The organism is Senegalimassilia faecalis, from assembly GCF_004135645.1.
Classification (GTDB): Bacteria; Actinomycetota; Coriobacteriia; order Coriobacteriales; family Eggerthellaceae; genus Senegalimassilia; species Senegalimassilia faecalis.
In genome coordinates this window covers 447,861-463,431 of sequence record NZ_SDPW01000001.1, presented here as the reverse complement: position 1 = coordinate 463,431, position 15,571 = coordinate 447,861, and the positions used below count along the sequence as shown (strand labels likewise).

The 15,571-nt window shown below is 65.2% G+C and carries 13 protein-coding genes; all 13 read left to right on the top strand.

Annotated elements, in window-relative coordinates:
• Positions 1-11 precede the first annotated feature (11 nt).
• A complete protein-coding gene (locus tag ET524_RS02005) occupies positions 12-419 on the top strand; it encodes a PrgI family protein (RefSeq protein WP_236648232.1) in 408 nt (135 codons plus the stop codon).
• A complete protein-coding gene (locus ET524_RS02000) occupies positions 388-2,865 on the top strand; it encodes a VirB4-like conjugal transfer ATPase, CD1110 family (RefSeq protein ID WP_129423110.1) in 2,478 nt (825 codons plus the stop codon). The genes ET524_RS02005 and ET524_RS02000 overlap by 32 nt, the downstream gene beginning before the upstream one ends.
• Positions 2,866-2,867: 2 nt before the next feature.
• Positions 2,868-4,469 carry a C40 family peptidase gene (locus tag ET524_RS01995; RefSeq protein WP_201738603.1) on the top strand — a complete coding sequence of 534 codons (1,602 nt, stop codon included), beginning with the start codon at positions 2,868-2,870 and terminating at the stop codon, positions 4,467-4,469.
• A gap of 30 nt (positions 4,470-4,499) precedes the next feature.
• Complete coding sequence (locus ET524_RS11670; RefSeq protein ID WP_201738602.1) at positions 4,500-5,198, top strand: hypothetical protein; 699 nt, start codon at positions 4,500-4,502, stop codon at positions 5,196-5,198.
• Between the two features lie 2 nt (positions 5,199-5,200).
• Complete coding sequence (locus ET524_RS01980) at positions 5,201-6,202, top strand: conjugal transfer protein TrbL (RefSeq protein ID WP_075279308.1); 1,002 nt, start codon at positions 5,201-5,203, stop codon at positions 6,200-6,202.
• A gap of 109 nt (positions 6,203-6,311) precedes the next feature.
• Positions 6,312-6,770 carry a DNA gyrase gene (locus ET524_RS01975; protein WP_075279307.1) on the top strand — a complete coding sequence of 153 codons (459 nt, stop codon included), beginning with the start codon at positions 6,312-6,314 and terminating at the stop codon, positions 6,768-6,770.
• 12 nt (positions 6,771-6,782) lie between these two features.
• Positions 6,783-9,524 (top strand): VaFE repeat-containing surface-anchored protein, encoded by a 2,742-nt coding sequence (locus tag ET524_RS01970; RefSeq protein ID WP_117655970.1) that lies wholly within the window; start codon positions 6,783-6,785, stop codon positions 9,522-9,524.
• Positions 9,525-9,596: 72 nt separating this feature from the next.
• Complete coding sequence (locus ET524_RS01965; protein WP_117655969.1) at positions 9,597-10,328, top strand: class B sortase; 732 nt, start codon at positions 9,597-9,599, stop codon at positions 10,326-10,328.
• A gap of 238 nt (positions 10,329-10,566) precedes the next feature.
• Positions 10,567-11,208, top strand: a complete 642-nt coding sequence (locus tag ET524_RS01960) for a hypothetical protein (protein WP_199408229.1) — start codon at positions 10,567-10,569, stop codon at positions 11,206-11,208.
• An 11-nt stretch (positions 11,209-11,219) separates the two neighbouring features.
• A complete protein-coding gene (locus tag ET524_RS11665) occupies positions 11,220-11,474 on the top strand; it encodes a hypothetical protein (RefSeq protein ID WP_197736875.1) in 255 nt (84 codons plus the stop codon).
• A gap of 128 nt (positions 11,475-11,602) precedes the next feature.
• Complete coding sequence (locus ET524_RS11660; protein ID WP_199408227.1) at positions 11,603-12,199, top strand: hypothetical protein; 597 nt, start codon at positions 11,603-11,605, stop codon at positions 12,197-12,199.
• 343 nt (positions 12,200-12,542) lie between these two features.
• Complete coding sequence (locus ET524_RS01950) at positions 12,543-13,829, top strand: MFS transporter (RefSeq protein WP_129423109.1); 1,287 nt, start codon at positions 12,543-12,545, stop codon at positions 13,827-13,829.
• 261 nt (positions 13,830-14,090) lie between these two features.
• Positions 14,091-15,560 carry a ribosomal protection-like ABC-F family protein gene (gene abc-f, locus ET524_RS01945; protein WP_075279303.1) on the top strand — a complete coding sequence of 490 codons (1,470 nt, stop codon included), beginning with the start codon at positions 14,091-14,093 and terminating at the stop codon, positions 15,558-15,560.
• The last annotated feature ends 11 nt before the right edge of the window (positions 15,561-15,571 follow it).

Below are 15,571 nucleotides of genomic sequence, written 5' to 3'. Positions count from 1 at the left end.
TCCGGATACCGGTGCAGAAGGACATCGGGGAGTACGAGGAGAAGATCGTCGGGAAGATGAGCCTGCGCACGCTCGCATGCGTGTCGCTCGGCTTCGGCAGCGCCGTCGGGGCTGCGGCCTTCGTCCACCTGGGCCTGCACGCAGACGTCGCGGACGCGGCCTTCCCGATCATGCTCTGCAGCATGCCGTTCTGGCTCGCCGGGTTCTGGCGTCCCTTCGGCATGCGCGCCGAGGAGCTGCTGCCGCTTTTGGCGGCCCACGAGCTCTCCCCGCAGCTGCTCGCGTACGAGCCCTGCCTCGCCGGGAGCCTGCCCGAGGGCGCGCCGCGCCCGGGCCGCCCGGGGCGGCGCGCGAGGCGCAGGGCAAGGAAGAAAGGAGCCGAGCTCTATGAGCCGAGCAAGAACCAACAAGGAGAATAGGCCGAAGCGCCCGAGCACCCTCGGGCTGCTCCTCGGCGGCACGGGCGGGCGCAAGGACGCCTCGAAGGGCGCGGAGGCCGAGCGGCAGAGGCGCCGCCGGGAGCGCGACCGCTCGCGCGAGATGGCCGCCTACGTCGGCTACGACGCCATGTACAGGGACGGAATCGCCCAGGTGATGCCCGGGGTGTTCAGCCAGACGGTCGAGTTCTCCGACATCAGCTACCAGTCCGCGCGCAAGGAGGCGCGCGAGACGGCCTTCACCGTGATGAGCTCGCTGTTCAACTACTTCCCGGCGGACTCCCACGTGCAGCTCCAGGTCGTGAACGCGCCCATCCCCGCCGACGAGGTCGGCCGCAAGGTCTTCTTCGAGCCCGGGGAGCGCGCCACCGCCGGGCTCGCCGAAGAGTACAACCGGATCCTCAACGACAAGATGCGCGAGGGCGTCTCGAACCTCGTGCGCCACCGCTACCTGACCTACGCCGTGGGCGCCGACGACGTCGACGCCGCGGTGCCCAAGCTCGCGCGCATCCGGGGCGACGTGGAGCAGACCCTCGCGCGCATACGCTGCTCGTCGCGCGCCCTCGACGGCGCCGAGAGGCTCGAGCTTTTGCAGGGGCAGCTGCGCCCGGGGTCGCGCTTCGAGTTCTCCTGGGACAAATTGTCCCCGACGTCTGGCGCGCGCACGAAGGACTTCGTCATGCCCTCCACGCTCGACTTCAAGCCCGAGGGCAGGTCCGACTGCTTTTGCAGCGACGGGCGCTACGGCGCGGTGCTCGCCGTGCGCAGCTTCGGGTCGGTCATCGAGGAGACCTACCTCGCCTCCATCATCGACCTGCCGCTGCCGCTCAACGTGACGCTGCACGTGCAGCCCATCGCGCAGAGCGAGGCGCTCGCGCTCGTGAAGCGCCAGATCGACTGGATGGACAAGGAGATCATCGACGAGCAGATGAGCGCCGTGAAGAAGGGCTACGACTACCAGATCCTGCCGCCCGAGCTGCGCTTCTCGAAGGAGGAGGCCGAGGAGCTGCTCGACTTCCTGCGCAACAAGTCCGAGCGCCTGTTCGTCTACACGGGCCTCGTCTACACCTGGGCCGACAGCCTCGAGGAGCTCGACCGCCGCGTCCAGCAGGTGACGAGCGTCGCGCAGGGCTGCACGATCGGCCTCGAGCCGCTCCACTTCCGCCAGCGCCAGGCTCTCAACTCGGTGCTCCCGCTCGGGGACAACCACGTCACCGTGAGCCGCTACCTCACCACGGGGCAGGTGGCCATGCAGATGCCCTTCGCCAGCCAGAGCCTCGACGAGGCGGGCGGAGGCTACTACGGGCAGTCCAAGGAGAGCGGGAACCTGGTGCTGTGCGACCGCAAGCGCCTGGCGAGCCCCATGGGCTTCGTGTGCGGCAAGCCCGGCTCGGGCAAGAGCTTCTCGGTCAAGCGCGAGATAACCAACACCGTGCTCGCGCACCCCGAGGACGAGGTCGTGATCTTCGACCCGGCCGGCGAGTACGGCAACCTCGTGGGAGCGCTCGGCGGCGCGAACGTCGAGCTCGCCCCGGGATGCTCGGCGGTGCTCAACCCCCTCGACACCGCCGACGTCGCGGACCGCGCCGACGCCGCCAAGCTCGCGTACAAGACCGACGCGGTGCTCGCGCTCTCGAGCGCGCTCATGGCCGAGGGCCGCGAGGGCCTGCCGGAGCGCGACCGCTCGATCATCGCGCGCTGCGTCGGCGAGGCGTACCGGGAGTGCGCGAGGGACGGCCGCCTGCCCACGCTCGGCGACTTCCACGCGGCGCTGCTCGCTCAGCCCGAGCCCGAGGCCGCCGACATCGCGCTGCGCTACGAGCGCTACGTGAAGGGCGCGTTCTCCTTCTTCAACGGCCAGAGCAACGTGGCGCTCGACAACCGCATCACCAACATCGACATGCACGGCCTCGGCCAGAACATGCGCGTGTTCGGCATGATCACGGCGCTCGAGATGGTGCGCAACCGCGTGATGGTCACGCCGCCGCGCCCCAACTACACCTGGCTCTACATCGACGAGGTGCAGAGCCTCTTCGCTCACCCGACGGTGGTCGAGTACTTCGCCCGCCTGTGGCGCGAGGGGCGCAAGTTCGGCCTCATCTGCACCGGCATCAGCCAGAACACGAGCCACATGCTGGCCAACGCCGAGGCCCGCGATATGGTGCTCAACTCCGAGTTCTTCCTGCTGCACAAGCAGTCCACCGCCGACCTCGACGCGTGGGCGGAGATGCTCCAGCTCTCCGCCACGGAGCGCGGCTACATCGGCGACGCCGTCAAGCCCGGCGAGGGGCTGCTCATCAGCGCGGGGATCCGCGTGCCCATCACCGACGACTTCCCTAAAGGCCCGCTCTACGACCTGTGGAGCACCAAGCCCGCAGAGGTCGCCGAGCGCGAGATGCGCCGGGCGGCGCGAGAGGCGGAGGAATAGGAATGGCCGGCCCGAGCGAGGGCGGCGGGATGCTCGAGGTGGTCGGGGCGCGGCGCCGCGACGTGCTCACCGCGGGCGACGTCGCGGAGACCGAGCGCGACGCCCTGGGAAACGTCTCGGAGGGAGCCGGCCCGCCCGACGAGGCGGGAGGCCCCGCCGCAACGGCGAAGGAGCGCCCCTCCAGGCCCGACGCGACGGAAGGCGGGCTCGGGGACAAATTGTCCCAACCCGCCGGAAACCGGCGCGCGGCGGCAGCGATGCGCTCGCGCGTCGATGCGGCGAAGCTGGCGATCGCCCGGGAGGCAGTCTCCCAATTCGACGACTCGGAGGAGCTCGAGGGCGCCTCGGGCATGTACGACGCGGGGCGTGCGGCCAAGAAGGCCGCGGGAGGGCTTCGGCAGAGGAAGGCGAAGAAAGCCGCCCGGGGCAGCCGCAAGGCGGCGACCGCGCTCGGCGCCCCCAAGGGAGGCGCGCGCGGCCCCGAGGCAGCCGGCGCGACCGCCCCGGCCAAGCACCAGGCGGCCCAGGCGGCCGCGCAGGCGTCGGGCGAGGCGGCCCGAGCCGCGGGGTCGAAGGGCGCCGCCTCCGCGATCGCGGGCGCGGTCTCGGGCGCGGCGCCCGCCCTGCTCGGGGCGGTGGCCGGTATCGTGGCCTTCGTCGCCTGCGCGCTCGCCGTCGCGCAGCTGCTGAGCGCGCTGTTCGGCTTCTGGGACGACGCAGCCTCCAAGCAGGGCCTCGAGGGGCTGCCGCCCTACATCACCTACGAGATGGTCGAGGCGGCGCTCGAGTGCCAGGAGGAGTACGGGCACCCGGCGGGCTGCACCATCGCGCAGATCATCCAGGAGTCCGGCCAGGGCGACCGCATGAGCCAGCTCGCAGAGCGCGACCACAACCTCTTCGGCATGAAGTGGTGGTCGGGCTACGCGGGCTGCCCCGAGGTGGCCGGCAAGGCGAACTGGGCCACCAGCGAGGAGTACGTGCCCGGCGAGCACACCCAGATCACGGCGAGCTTCATCCGCTTCGCCGGCGACGCCAAGTGCATCCGCTTCCGCAGCAGGGTCTTCCTGCAGGCGGAGCGCTACTCGGGCAACGCCCTCATCCGCGAGGCGATCGAGAGGCACGACTCGGACAGGATGGCCGAGGGGCTCAAGGACGCCGGCTGGGCGACCGACTCGTCCTACGTCGAGTCCCTGAAGTCGATCATGGCGCAATGGGGCCTCTACAGGCTCGACTCCATGACGGTCGAGGACCTGAAGGACCCGGCCGCGAACGGGAACGCGATCGTCGAGGCGGCGTACAGCCAGCTCGGCGTGCCCTACGTGTGGGGAGGCTCGACCCCCGGCAAGGCGCTCGACTGCAGCGGGCTCACGCAGTACTGCTACGCGCAGGCGGGCATCCGCATAAGCCACTACACGGGTTCCCAGTACGAGGAGCTCAGGCGCATACCGCTCTCGGAGGCGAAGCCCGGCGACATCCTCTACCGCTCGGGCCACGTTGCCATCTACATCGGCGACGACAGGTACATACACGAGCCGCGAACGGGCGACGTGTGCCGCATAGCGAGCGGCATCGGCAGCTTCAGCTGCGCGCTCACCGCGAGATAGGAGAAACCAATGCAGGGAAAGTCAAGGGTCATGGCCGCCGTCGCGGCAGGCGCGCTCACCGTGGCGCTCGGCGCGGGCGCGGCGCGCTGCGCCATCGCCCCGCAGGAAAGCCCCCAGGAGCTGGCGCCGCCCGCGATGGCCGGCGCCCCTGAAGGCACTGGCTCGGAGACTGGAAAGGCGACATCGGGCGCCGAGGCGCTCTGGAACACCGCGTGGACGGGCGCCGACGACCCGACCGCCACGCTGCGGATCGTCGAGGGCGCCATGGTGGAGAGCGCGGACGGCACCGAGCGCGCCTGGTTCTTCTCGGCCGAGGAGCCCTCCGAGGCCGGCGGCGTGCTCAGCGTGCCCATCGACGTCAAGGGAACCGGCGACAAGGCGGGAGGCCTGTCGCTCATCCAGGTCTCGGGCGGCGGGGACGCCCGCACCCTGGCCTGCGACCTCCTGACGCAGGCCTACGTGCCCCAGAAGGCGCAAGACGGAGCGTTCTCCGTGACCGGCACCGACGACCGCCTCTCCGAGGCGCTGGGCGCGGACGTCGCCGCCATCGAGGAGGCCGTCGCCGGGAAGGCGGCGAAGGTGTCCCCGCAGGCGACGGGAGCCACCTGGGACAAGGAGGTGTGGCTCGACTACGCCTGGAACGTCGCGTCGACGACCTTCACGCTCGACGACCCCGCCTCGACGGTGGTCACCGTGGTTTCGCGCAGCGGCTCGCTGGAGGCGATGTAGCCGTGCGGGCGCTTGAATCGCGACGCCGAAGGGTCTTCGCCGTCTCCGCCGCGACCGCCTTCGCCCTCTGCGCGCTCCTGCTCGTCCCCGCGCAGCCGGCATACGCCGACATAGCCGGGGACGTCAACGATTGGCTGTGCGGCCTTCTGCGCGACTGCTGCAACTGGATGTTCAAGGCGCAGACGGGCGTGCTCGGGTCGATCGGCGCGAACGGGATCCTCTCGGCCGACTTCGCGCACATGCTCACGAGCTCGAGCGACCTGACCATGCACGACGTCGCCCGGGGCGTATGGCAGGTTGCCATCCTGCCGATCGGGTGCGGGGTGCTCGGCCTGGTCTTCACCCTGAAGCTCATCGAGATATCCCAGCGCATGGACGGCAGCCAGAGCCTTCCCGGCGTCAAGGAGGTCGTGTTCCTCCTCGTGTTCTTCGCCGTGTTCCTGTTCCTCATACAGAACAGCTTCGACCTGATGGCGTCGATCTACGAGGTCTGCGGGCTCGCCATCGACCGAGTCGAGGCGCTCTTCGGCGCCGGTGGCGCGCTCGACCTGCCCGAGGTGTCAGTCGTCACCACCGACGACGACATCCCGTCGCTCATCGCCATGCTCGTCGTGAGCCTCATCAGCTGGGTCGTGGTGCTGGCGGCCTACGTCGTCGCCCTCGTGGTCTGCTGGGCCCGCGCGCTCCAGCTCTACATCATGGCCGCGTTCGCCCCGATCCCGCTGGCGTTCCTCGGCATGGACGCCACGCGCCAGATAGGCCTTGGCTACCTGAAGAGCTTCGGGGCGGTCTGCATCGCCGGCGTCATCATCCTCGTGCTGCTCATATCGTTCCCGCTCGTGCTCGGCGGGCTCACCGGGGCGAACCCCGGGACGGGCACCCCGGCCGACGCGGTCGCGAACGGGCTCACCTACGCGCTGCAGTACCTGGCCATGTGCGTGCTGCTCATCCTGGCCCTCGTGAAAAGCGGCTCCTGGGCGCGCGACATCGTGAGCGGCTTCTAGCGGAAAAGCGAGGAAGGGGGCGGTCGCCATGAGATAGGGGCGCCGCGCCGGGGCACGCGTCCCGGCGGATGAAGACAAGGACCGATTGAAAACGAAAAGGAGGAAAGACATGGAAGAGAGGAAGAACGTGTACCTCTCGCTGCACAAGAGCTTCGTGCGCGAGGGCATCGAGTACACCGACCGCGCGACCGGCGAGGCCAGGACCTTCAACTCGGCGACCCTTCCCAAGGGCACCGTCGTCGACGGCATGGACGTGGGAGGCTACGAGTTCAGCCCCATGTTCGTTAACGAGAGCCGCTTCAAGGGGGCCGACTTCCGGGACATACCGCTGCTCGCGAACCGCGAGGTGTGGCTGAGGAAGACGGTGATGGGCCCGGACGGCCAGCCCGAGCTCGACGAGGGCGGACGCGCGGTCAAGGACACCGTGAAGGTCATGCCGGCGCAGCTCAAAGAGGCCGTTGACGCAGGGCGCTCGCGCTACCTCGCGGAGCGCGCCGAGCACGCCCGCCAGGCGAGCCGCGCTACCGAGCACGAGGCGCCCCGCGCACAGCGAAGCGTCGAGAGATAGGGAGGCGGAAAGATGAACGCAGCGAAAGACTGCACCCTGCAGGAAAAGCTCCTCCGATGCGCCATGGCGCTCATCCTGGCGGCGGGGGCGCTGCTCGCCTCCGTGGCGGCCTCGCCCGCCTACGCCGCGCCGAGCACGGTAGACGTGTCCGTCGGCGGCAAGATCCCCTACGGCGGCTTCGCCACCACGTGGATGAGCGCCGACGGGAACATCGCCTACTGCGCCGAGCCCTCGTCCCCGACGCCCGCGCCGGGCTCCTACTCGACGAGCCCCGTGCCGAGCGACGACGTGACAGCGGCGATCTGGTACTCGTTCGGCTCTCCCGGCTTCGACGCGTCGATGTTCCCGGGCAGCTGGTACGACGGCGGCGGCTGGGACGACGCGAAGTACGCCGCGGCGAGCCATGTGCTCATCGCCTACGCCTACTCTGGGTCCGAGTCGGCTGCCACGCACGGCACGAGCGCCGAGTTCGCCTCCTGGGCGAAATCCGAGCTGATCGGCGGGACCTTCGCCAAGATGAAGGCGGGCGCCGGCAGGGTCTCCGCCGGGTTCGAGGCGTTCTGCGTCAGGACCGGCGGCGGCTCACAGACGCTCGTGAGCTTCAGCTGGTCCGCAGGCGGCGTCAAGGTCGCCAAAGAGGACTCCGAGGCGGGCGCAGAGCCCCAGGGCGACGCCTCGCTCGACGGCGCGAGCTTCTCCGTCGTTAACGAGACCGGCCGGTACGTGCTGGTCGGCGGCAAGTACTACGCCGACGGAGAGGTCTGCGCCACGATCAAGACCGCGCCCGAGAACGGATCGCACGTCGCCGCGACCGGCGCCGACGCACTTCCCGCAGGCAATTATCGCATCGTCGAGTCCGGAGCGCCCGAGGGCTACGACGCCAGCGACGCCTCCGTCGCGTTCACCGTGAAGGCCGGCGAGGTGCGCGACCTCACGGGCGACCCCGTGACCGACGAGGTCTTCCGCGGCGGCGTGCAGGTGACCAAGTCCGACAAGGAGCTGCAGGCGTCCGAGGCGCTCGCGGGCAGCGGCCACAAGGAGGCGCCTGGCGAGCACCCCGGCCTCGACGGGATCGAGTTCACCGTCACGAACCGCTCGGCGCACAAGGTCCTCGTTGACGGCGAATGGCACGAGCCGGGCGAAGCCGTGGCCACGCTGACCACCGCATGGAACGACGAGGCCGGCGCCTACACCGCGCAGACCGCGGCCGACGCACTGCCGTACGGAACCTACGACGTGCGGGAGACGGCGACGAACGGGAGCTACCTACTGACCGACGGCGAGCCCCGCACCTTCGAGGTCCGCACCGGCGGCGAGATCGTGAGCGCCTCCGCGGACGGCGCCGCGCTCGAGTTCCGCGACCAGGTGGTGCGCAACGACCTCGAGCTCTCCAAGAAGAGCGAGACCGACAACGCCGGCCTCATGGTCCCGTTCGCCATCGAGAACGCGGCCACCGGCGAGACGCACGTGCTGGTGACGGACCGCAACGGCGACGCGTCCACCGCGAGCAGCTGGAACAGGCACTCGAGGGACACCAACGCCAACGACGCCCTGCTCGGCCATGAGGGCCCGATTGCTGCCGCCGACATGGACCCGAAGGCCGGCATCTGGTTCTCGCTCGGCGAGGACGGCTCCTCGGCGCCGGTCGACGACTCGCTGGCGGCACTGCCGTACGGCGCCTACACCATGACCGAGCTGCGCTGCGAGGCCAACGAGGGCCTCGAGCTCATCACCAGGAGCTTCTGGATCGAGCGCGACTCGACGGTGGCCAAGGCCGTGTGGATGGGCCTTGACGACCAGGAGGGCCCGCGCATCTCCACCACAGCAAAGGACGGGGCGGACGGCGACAAGGACGTCTCGGCCGACGCCGAGGCCAAGGTCGTCGACGCGGTGGCCTACGAGGGGCTGAAGGCCGGCGAGGAATACGAGCTCTCGGCAACCCTCGTCGACAAGGCGACCGGCGAGCCCGTGACCGATGCCTCGGGCAAGCCCGTGGGGGCCAAGGCCGAGTTCGCGCCCGCGCTCTCGACGGGCAGCCAGGACGTAGAGATCTCCTTCGACGCGAGCCTGCTCGGCGGCCGCGACCTGGTCGTGTTCGAGAGCCTTCGCAAGGACGGCGCCGAGGTGGCGTCGCACGCGGACCTCTCCGACGAGGGCCAGACCGTCCACGTCGCCGTCGAGGTGGGCACCCAGGCGGCCGACGCCGCCGACGGCGACCAGGTCATCGAGGCCGGCAAGGCAAAGGTCGTCGACACGGTGGCCTACAAGGGCCTCGTCCCCGGCGAGACCTACATCGCCGTGGGCACGCTCATGGACAAGGGCACCGGAGAGCCGTTCCTCGACAAGGACGGCAACGAGGTGACCGCGCGCACGCCCTTCGAGCCAGAGGCGCCCTCCGGCACCGTCGAGGTGACCTTCGAGTTCGACACCGAGGGCCTGGCCGAGGGAGACGAGCTCGTCGTCTTCGAGAAGGTCCTGGACTCCGCCGGCAACGTCGTTGCGACCCACGAGGACATCGACTCCGCCGAGCAGAGCGTCGTCGTGGACAACCCCGACACGCCCGAGGTGCCCGAGGAGCCCTACGCCAAGACCGGGGCCGACGCCCCCGACGCCACCGGCTACGCCGTGGCCGCAGGCATCGCTCTAGCAGCTGCGGCGGGCGCGGGCGGAGTGCTCGCGTACCGCAAGCGCAAGACGGCCGGCGCAAGCAAGGACGCGGCAGCCGAAGAGCCTGCCGAAGAGCCGGAAGAGTAGCGGCGCCGCATCGATACCGAACCGGAGGCCCTGGGCGCCCGCCCGGGGCCTCCCCTGCGAACGGGGGAGGACATGAACAAAGGGAAAGCCGCCACGGCACTCGCCATTGCCGTGGCGTTGCTGGCGCTGGCGGCGCTCGCCGTCCTGCCGCTGCCCGAGAGGAACCCGTACGGGGTGCACGAGGCGCCTGCTGCGGAAAAGGATGCGGCAATGGAGGCTCAAGAGACGGGAGGCGGCATCGACTGGGACGCCCTTCCCGCCTCCGTCGTCGCTTGGGTGCGCGTGCCGGGCACGACCGTCGACTACCCGATCGTCCAGGGCCGGCCCGAATCGCCCGACTTCTACCTCACGCACGACGCCGGCGGCGAAAGATCAGCGTGGGGCGCTCCCTACATCGACGCCGGGTGCGCGCAGGGCGCCGAGAGCCCGCTCGTCATCGTCTACGGGCACCACATGTCCGACGGCACTATGTTCGCGCCGCTCGCGCAATACTCGTCGCGCGGTTTCGCCGAGGGGCACCGCACCATCCGGGTCTACACCCGCGAGAATGCGATCGAGCTCGAGGTCTTCGCGGCTGACGTGGTCGACGCGAGCTCAGAGGGCAAGCGGACCAACTTCGCCGGCGCTGCGGAGCTCGACGCCTACCTCGGGGACAAATTGTCCCAGTGCGAGGTCGTCCTGGAAGATTCGGCGGACATCGCGCATGCCTGGGCCTTCGTGACGTGCAGCTACCAGACGAGCAACTCCCGCACCGTGGTCTACGCGAAGGAGGTGGAAACATGGGATTCGCGCCCTTCGGAATAGGGCTCCTCATGGGGCTCCTCACGCTCACGGCCTACGCCTGCTGCGCAGCCGGCGACGACGACCGAGACTAGGACTTGCAGATCGAAACTACAACCGAATATGGCCCTTCGACCCCTTGCCGCTATATCTCGGCAAGGGGTCTTGCATGTGGTGAGATAATTTACGCACTTGATAGAAACAAGACGCTGCCGGCTGCTTCTCGATAAGCTTCCGGTTGTCCATGAATAGAGGTACGCAATTGGGAAAGATTAAGCTGCAAGACGTCAAAAGGGCCATCGACATCGGAAAAGACGTTCTGCCCTTCGTTGAGCCCGCTGTGAACAAATACGGGCCCGCTCTGATCGACTGGGGGCAGCAAAGGGGGAAGCAGGCGGCAGATAGCCTGGGAGAAGCCAGGGACTCATTCCTTTCAAAGGGTCGGGCAATCAAAGACAAGAAGGAGCAGCAAAAGTCACTCGAGGCATCCCGCAAGAAGGCCGTGGCAAGCTCGCTTCCGCCGATCTCCGCAAAAGATTTCTTCGAGAACTTCGAGAACAACGTCTCCAGCGAAGCCGACCTCAGCGATGGGTACATGGCGATCGCCGGCTGCTACGCCGTCGTCACGATGAAATCGGCACGAGAGAAAGACCCTTCCGCCTACGAGGACGTCTATGTCGGTTGCGGCAAATCCATGGGCTTCAGCATATACACACAGCTTTGCGGTTTCGGCAACATCGACGTCTACGCTGACTTCAAGTTCAAAAGACCAATGATGATTCTGCTCTTCCCGTGTGAGGAGAAAGACCTCGAGACCCGCTATGAGGCCCTCGTCAGGGATCTTCAGGCCGAGGGCTCGTACAACAAATGGGACGTCCTGGCGCGTTCCGATGAGGCGAGATAGGCGCTAAGAGCATGAGCGACAAAGAACTTGCGCCAATCAGCGTCGAGGTCGTTCCCGTCGAGGACTTGGAGAACATCAGGCTCGTCGCGAACGCCGATGCGGGCAAAGAGAACAACGTCGGCATCGGAGAGCGGGCGGACGCCATTCTCGGCCTCGCCTCGGACGTCATAGACCTCGTCGAGGAAAACAGCTCTACAAAGTCGAGGTTCCCGAAGGCTACAGCTTTAAGGACCTCGTCGCCTCGAAGAAGGATCCGGAAGCGGTAAGGGCCCTCGTCCGAGACCCGAAAGGTCGCCTGAGCGGCGACGTCTCCCTCAAAGCCGCTGGGGTCAGCCCCGCACAGATCGCCAGCGTCGGCCTTGCCGCAGCGGCGATGGTTGTCGGTCAGGCGTACATGACCGAAATCAGCGACAGCCTCCAGTGCATCGACGCCAAGCTGGAATCGATCGCCTCCATGATCGCCGGCGACCAGAGGGCGAAGGTCAAAAACGCCCTGGACATCGCTAGGACCTACGCAGCCCTTCATGACGATTACCTCCAAAAGCCCGCCGAGGCACGACAGGCGGCAAGAAACGAGATCGAGGGCAGGTACAACGACGTCGGTCAGGTAATCGATTGGATTACCGAGCAACTCGCCGGCATCGAAGACAAGGCCAGGGACGCCGCTGAGCGCGAAAAAGACCTCGAACCGTTGCTTAAAGAGGTCCAATCCTACGAGGCTCAGTTGGGGGTGCGGCGTGGAGTATGGACCACCGGTTTCTCGGCGCGCGCCTCATTTCTCGACAGCGTACACACATTGTTCGCGTTCGGCGCCGCATCCCCTTTTTCCCAGGATCTTTGTTCCGAATTGAGATACAGACGATCAGAGGCTATCCTGCTCATCAGGATGCTTGCATACTTTGATGGTGCGAGTTGCGGACACGCAAGAGCTACGCGTTTGGTTCGTTTTCAGCGGTGTTGGAAGTATCGGCTCAATGAAAAGCCAAGTTGACATTTTCGTGGACCGAGGCTTAGAAATGGCTTTTCTCGCTTGCGCAGACATGGTGCATAAAAGCGTTTTGCTTGGGAATTCTAACGAAATAAATAACCACATAACGTAAATGCAGCCATAGATACAAAAGGAATCGAATGGCCAGAGAGGATTGCCCTTTCCGATGGTCGATTCTTGACAGGCAAACTCAAGCCTCGTTAATATTACATGGTTTGCCAGACCGAATTAACAAAGGAGGGGTGTCGTGGTTGGTCTTTTCCGCACGTGGATGAGCGCCTAGAAAGCGGCGCTGTTGTGGCGTCGCGCTGTTTTTCTGCACGCCATTTCACGATTGGACATAACCATGATATTTGAAACCTCTCGGGGCAGGTCTGCTCTGCTGTGCCATTCATGGCAATTCAAGCTTTGTTTCGTATGGGGCGGGGAGCTCGTTTCGACATTGACGAGTTCGATTCTCCAAATGGGTCTTATTTGGCATCTCGCCCTCACGACAGGGTCGTCTTCTCTCCTCTCCTTAGCATCGCTGACAGGCTTTCTGCCGATTGCTTTGTTCGGAATCCTTGCGGGCGCCCTTGTCGACAGACTGCCTTTGAAACGTGTCCTCATCGGCACCGACCTCTTCATTGCCGCGGTGGGCGCCGCCTTGACGATTGCCTCGTTGGCCGGCAGCTTACCTGCATGGCTAATTCTCATCGCCCTGTTTCTCCGTGCAGTTGGCACTTCGTTCTACACGCCAGCCTCCCAATCTCTCACGCCCCATCTCGCCCCGCCAGAGCATCTCGTTCGCCTATCGGGGGTGACTCAGGCGATTCAGTCCGGCGGATACATTCTTGGCGCCGCGCTTGCAGCAGTGATTTATCCCGTGGCGGGCATTACCGCTATGATTGTCCTCGACGTGCTGGGAGCGCTTTTCGCTTCTTTAGCCGTCCTCGCCGCACAGATAGACGCAGGGGGACTCGACGAAGCCGACCGCAGCTTGCCCTTTTCCAATAAGGTTCGAGAGCTCTTCTCTGAGATTTCGGACGGCTACAAGCTGACTAGGGGGTACAGGGGGCTGCTCGCCCTTCTTTGGTGCGGGTTCGTCTTCGCTTTCGCGTTCTCTCCGCTCGCGGCATTGTTCCCAATAATGACCTTGGGGCATTTTGGCGGTAGCACGGGGGATGCCGCTTTGGCGGAAATCCTTTTTTCTGCAGGCATGCTGGCTGGGTCCGGCATCTTGGCGGTTACGGGAGGGTTCCGCAATAGGTCGTTCACCATGGTCGCCGCGATTGCCGGCTTCGGCATTGCCGCAATCGTATCCGGATCGCTCGGCCCGTCATTGTTCGCTGCTTTCCTGCCGGTGAGCTTTCTTATGGGCGCATGCTCCCCGTTGTACGCGGGAACCCAGACTGCCCTTATGCAGGAGCAGATACCTCCTGAGTACCTAGGCCGCGTTTTCGGCCTCTACGGAACCATCATGGCGTGGGCCATGCCCATGGGCCTCGCGGCCCCCTCCGTTTTTGCGGATCTGCTTGGAGCTCCGTTATGGTTTGTCGGCTCTGGAGCGACCATGGTACTGCTTGCGATGGCTATGCTGCTTGCTCCGAGCGTCCGAAACGTGGGGAAAAGAGATACCGGGCGGATTCAATAGCCCAAGTATTCGAAAAAAAGAGGCAGCAGCCATCGGTTCACGCGTCAGCCTTCAAGCCCTTGCGACGACGAGGTATTGCACCGACATCCCACATCGCGCTCCTTATTCGTCGCCAACTATCATTTTCGGATTTGCCGGCTTGCGCAAGGTCAAAACGCTCGCGCCGGCAATTGGGCAAAGGCGAAAAATCGACGTGAGCAATCTTTTTTGGCATGGCTGCGCTTCCAGTAAAAGGCTAATACACAAAAGGCGGTTCAACCTATGGAACTCATAGTCAAAGCTAAAGACATCTTTTTGGAATATGCCGGCCGCGATATCCTGGATATCGAAGAGTTGGAAATCTACTCCTACGATCGCATCGGCTTGGTGGGAGACAATGGCGCAGGCAAAACCAGCCTGCTTAAAATTCTGAGCGGCAATCTTACCATTGCGGACGCCGACGTCAGGCGCTTCGGCAGCATTGCCCTCATCGGCCAACTCGATGAACTCGACCTTGATGCGGCTCAGGACAGTGGTGAGATGCTCTCCCGTCTCAACGTCGCCGGAGTGGCGCAAGAGACGATGAGCGGCGGAGAGGAAACACGCGCCAAGATTGCCTCTGCGCTCTCCCAGCATGCAAGCGCGATCTTTGCTGATGAGCCTACGAGCCACCTCGACCAAGACGGCATCAGCCTTCTCGTCGGACAACTCAAGGCATTTGATGGAGCCCTTCTCATTGTGAGCCATGACCGTTATTTTCTCGATCAGGTAGTGGACAAGATCTGGGAGCTCAAAGACGGCGGTATTTCCGAATTCTGGGGTGACTACACCGACTATCTGCGACAGAAAGAAGAAGAGCGCAAAGTTCAGGCGGCTCGATACGAAGAGGCGATGCGCGAGCGCGAGCGCCTTGAAGCCGCCATCGAAAAACAACGGAAAAAAGCACGGCAGGTCGACGCCAAGCAGAAGGGCGCAAAGAAAAGCAACGAGTATGCAGGTCGATTGGGGCATCAGAAAGCAACCGGCACCAAACAGAAGAGGATGTACCAGGCGGCTAAGGACATGGAGAAGCGCCTCGAAGCGCTCGAAGGGATTGAGGCCCCCGACAGCATTCGCACCGTGCGGTTCCGCCAAAGCAAGGCCCTGGAACTGCATAGTAAATTTCCCATCTCGGCAGACGATTTCAGCTTGAGCTTCGGCAACTGCATGCTCTATGACCACGCGAAATTCGAGATACCGCTCGGTGCCAAAGTGGCCATCACCGGTGGCAACGGTACAGGAAAGACCAGCTTGCTGAAGGCAATCGCTCGACGCGCCGACGGTATCAACATCTCTCCCAAGGCAGAGATCGGTTACTTCGAGCAAACAGGCTACAAGTTCGACGCCCGTCAGTCTGCGATCTCGTTCATGCAGGATGGTTGCGAGTACAGCATGACCGAAATCCGAAGCGTCCTCGCCTCTATGGGAATCGGACCGCGTGACCTGGCAAAGGACGTTGGCGTTCTCTCGGGAGGCGAAGTCATCAAGCTGCTGCTCGCGAAGATGCTGCTGGGCAGATACAACATCTTGCTCATGGACGAGCCTGGAAATTACCTGGACATCAAGAGCGCCGAAGCCCTCGAGCAGATGATGAGCGCCTATGCCGGAACGATAGTGTTCGTCTCCCACGATAAGAGGCTGGTCGAGAACGTCGCAGACATTATTTACGAAATAAAGGACACCAAGCTAGTCAAAATCTTTCAGCGCGAATAACCCTAAATGAG

Coding starts and splice junctions, on each gene's coding strand:
- ET524_RS11665 (WP_197736875.1), top strand. CDS start 11,220: ATGAGCGACAAAGAACTTGCGCCAATCAGCGTCGAGGTCGTTCCCGTC.
- ET524_RS11670 (WP_201738602.1), top strand. CDS start 4,500: ATGGCCGCCGTCGCGGCAGGCGCGCTCACCGTGGCGCTCGGCGCGGGC.
- ET524_RS01950 (WP_129423109.1), top strand. CDS start 12,543: ATGATATTTGAAACCTCTCGGGGCAGGTCTGCTCTGCTGTGCCATTCA.
- ET524_RS01995 (WP_201738603.1), top strand. CDS start 2,868: ATGGCCGGCCCGAGCGAGGGCGGCGGGATGCTCGAGGTGGTCGGGGCG.
- ET524_RS01965 (WP_117655969.1), top strand. CDS start 9,597: ATGAACAAAGGGAAAGCCGCCACGGCACTCGCCATTGCCGTGGCGTTG.
- ET524_RS11660 (WP_199408227.1), top strand. CDS start 11,603: ATGACCGAAATCAGCGACAGCCTCCAGTGCATCGACGCCAAGCTGGAA.
- ET524_RS02000 (WP_129423110.1), top strand. CDS start 388: ATGAGCCGAGCAAGAACCAACAAGGAGAATAGGCCGAAGCGCCCGAGC.
- ET524_RS01970 (WP_117655970.1), top strand. CDS start 6,783: ATGAACGCAGCGAAAGACTGCACCCTGCAGGAAAAGCTCCTCCGATGC.
- abc-f (WP_075279303.1), top strand. CDS start 14,091: ATGGAACTCATAGTCAAAGCTAAAGACATCTTTTTGGAATATGCCGGC.
- ET524_RS01975 (WP_075279307.1), top strand. CDS start 6,312: ATGGAAGAGAGGAAGAACGTGTACCTCTCGCTGCACAAGAGCTTCGTG.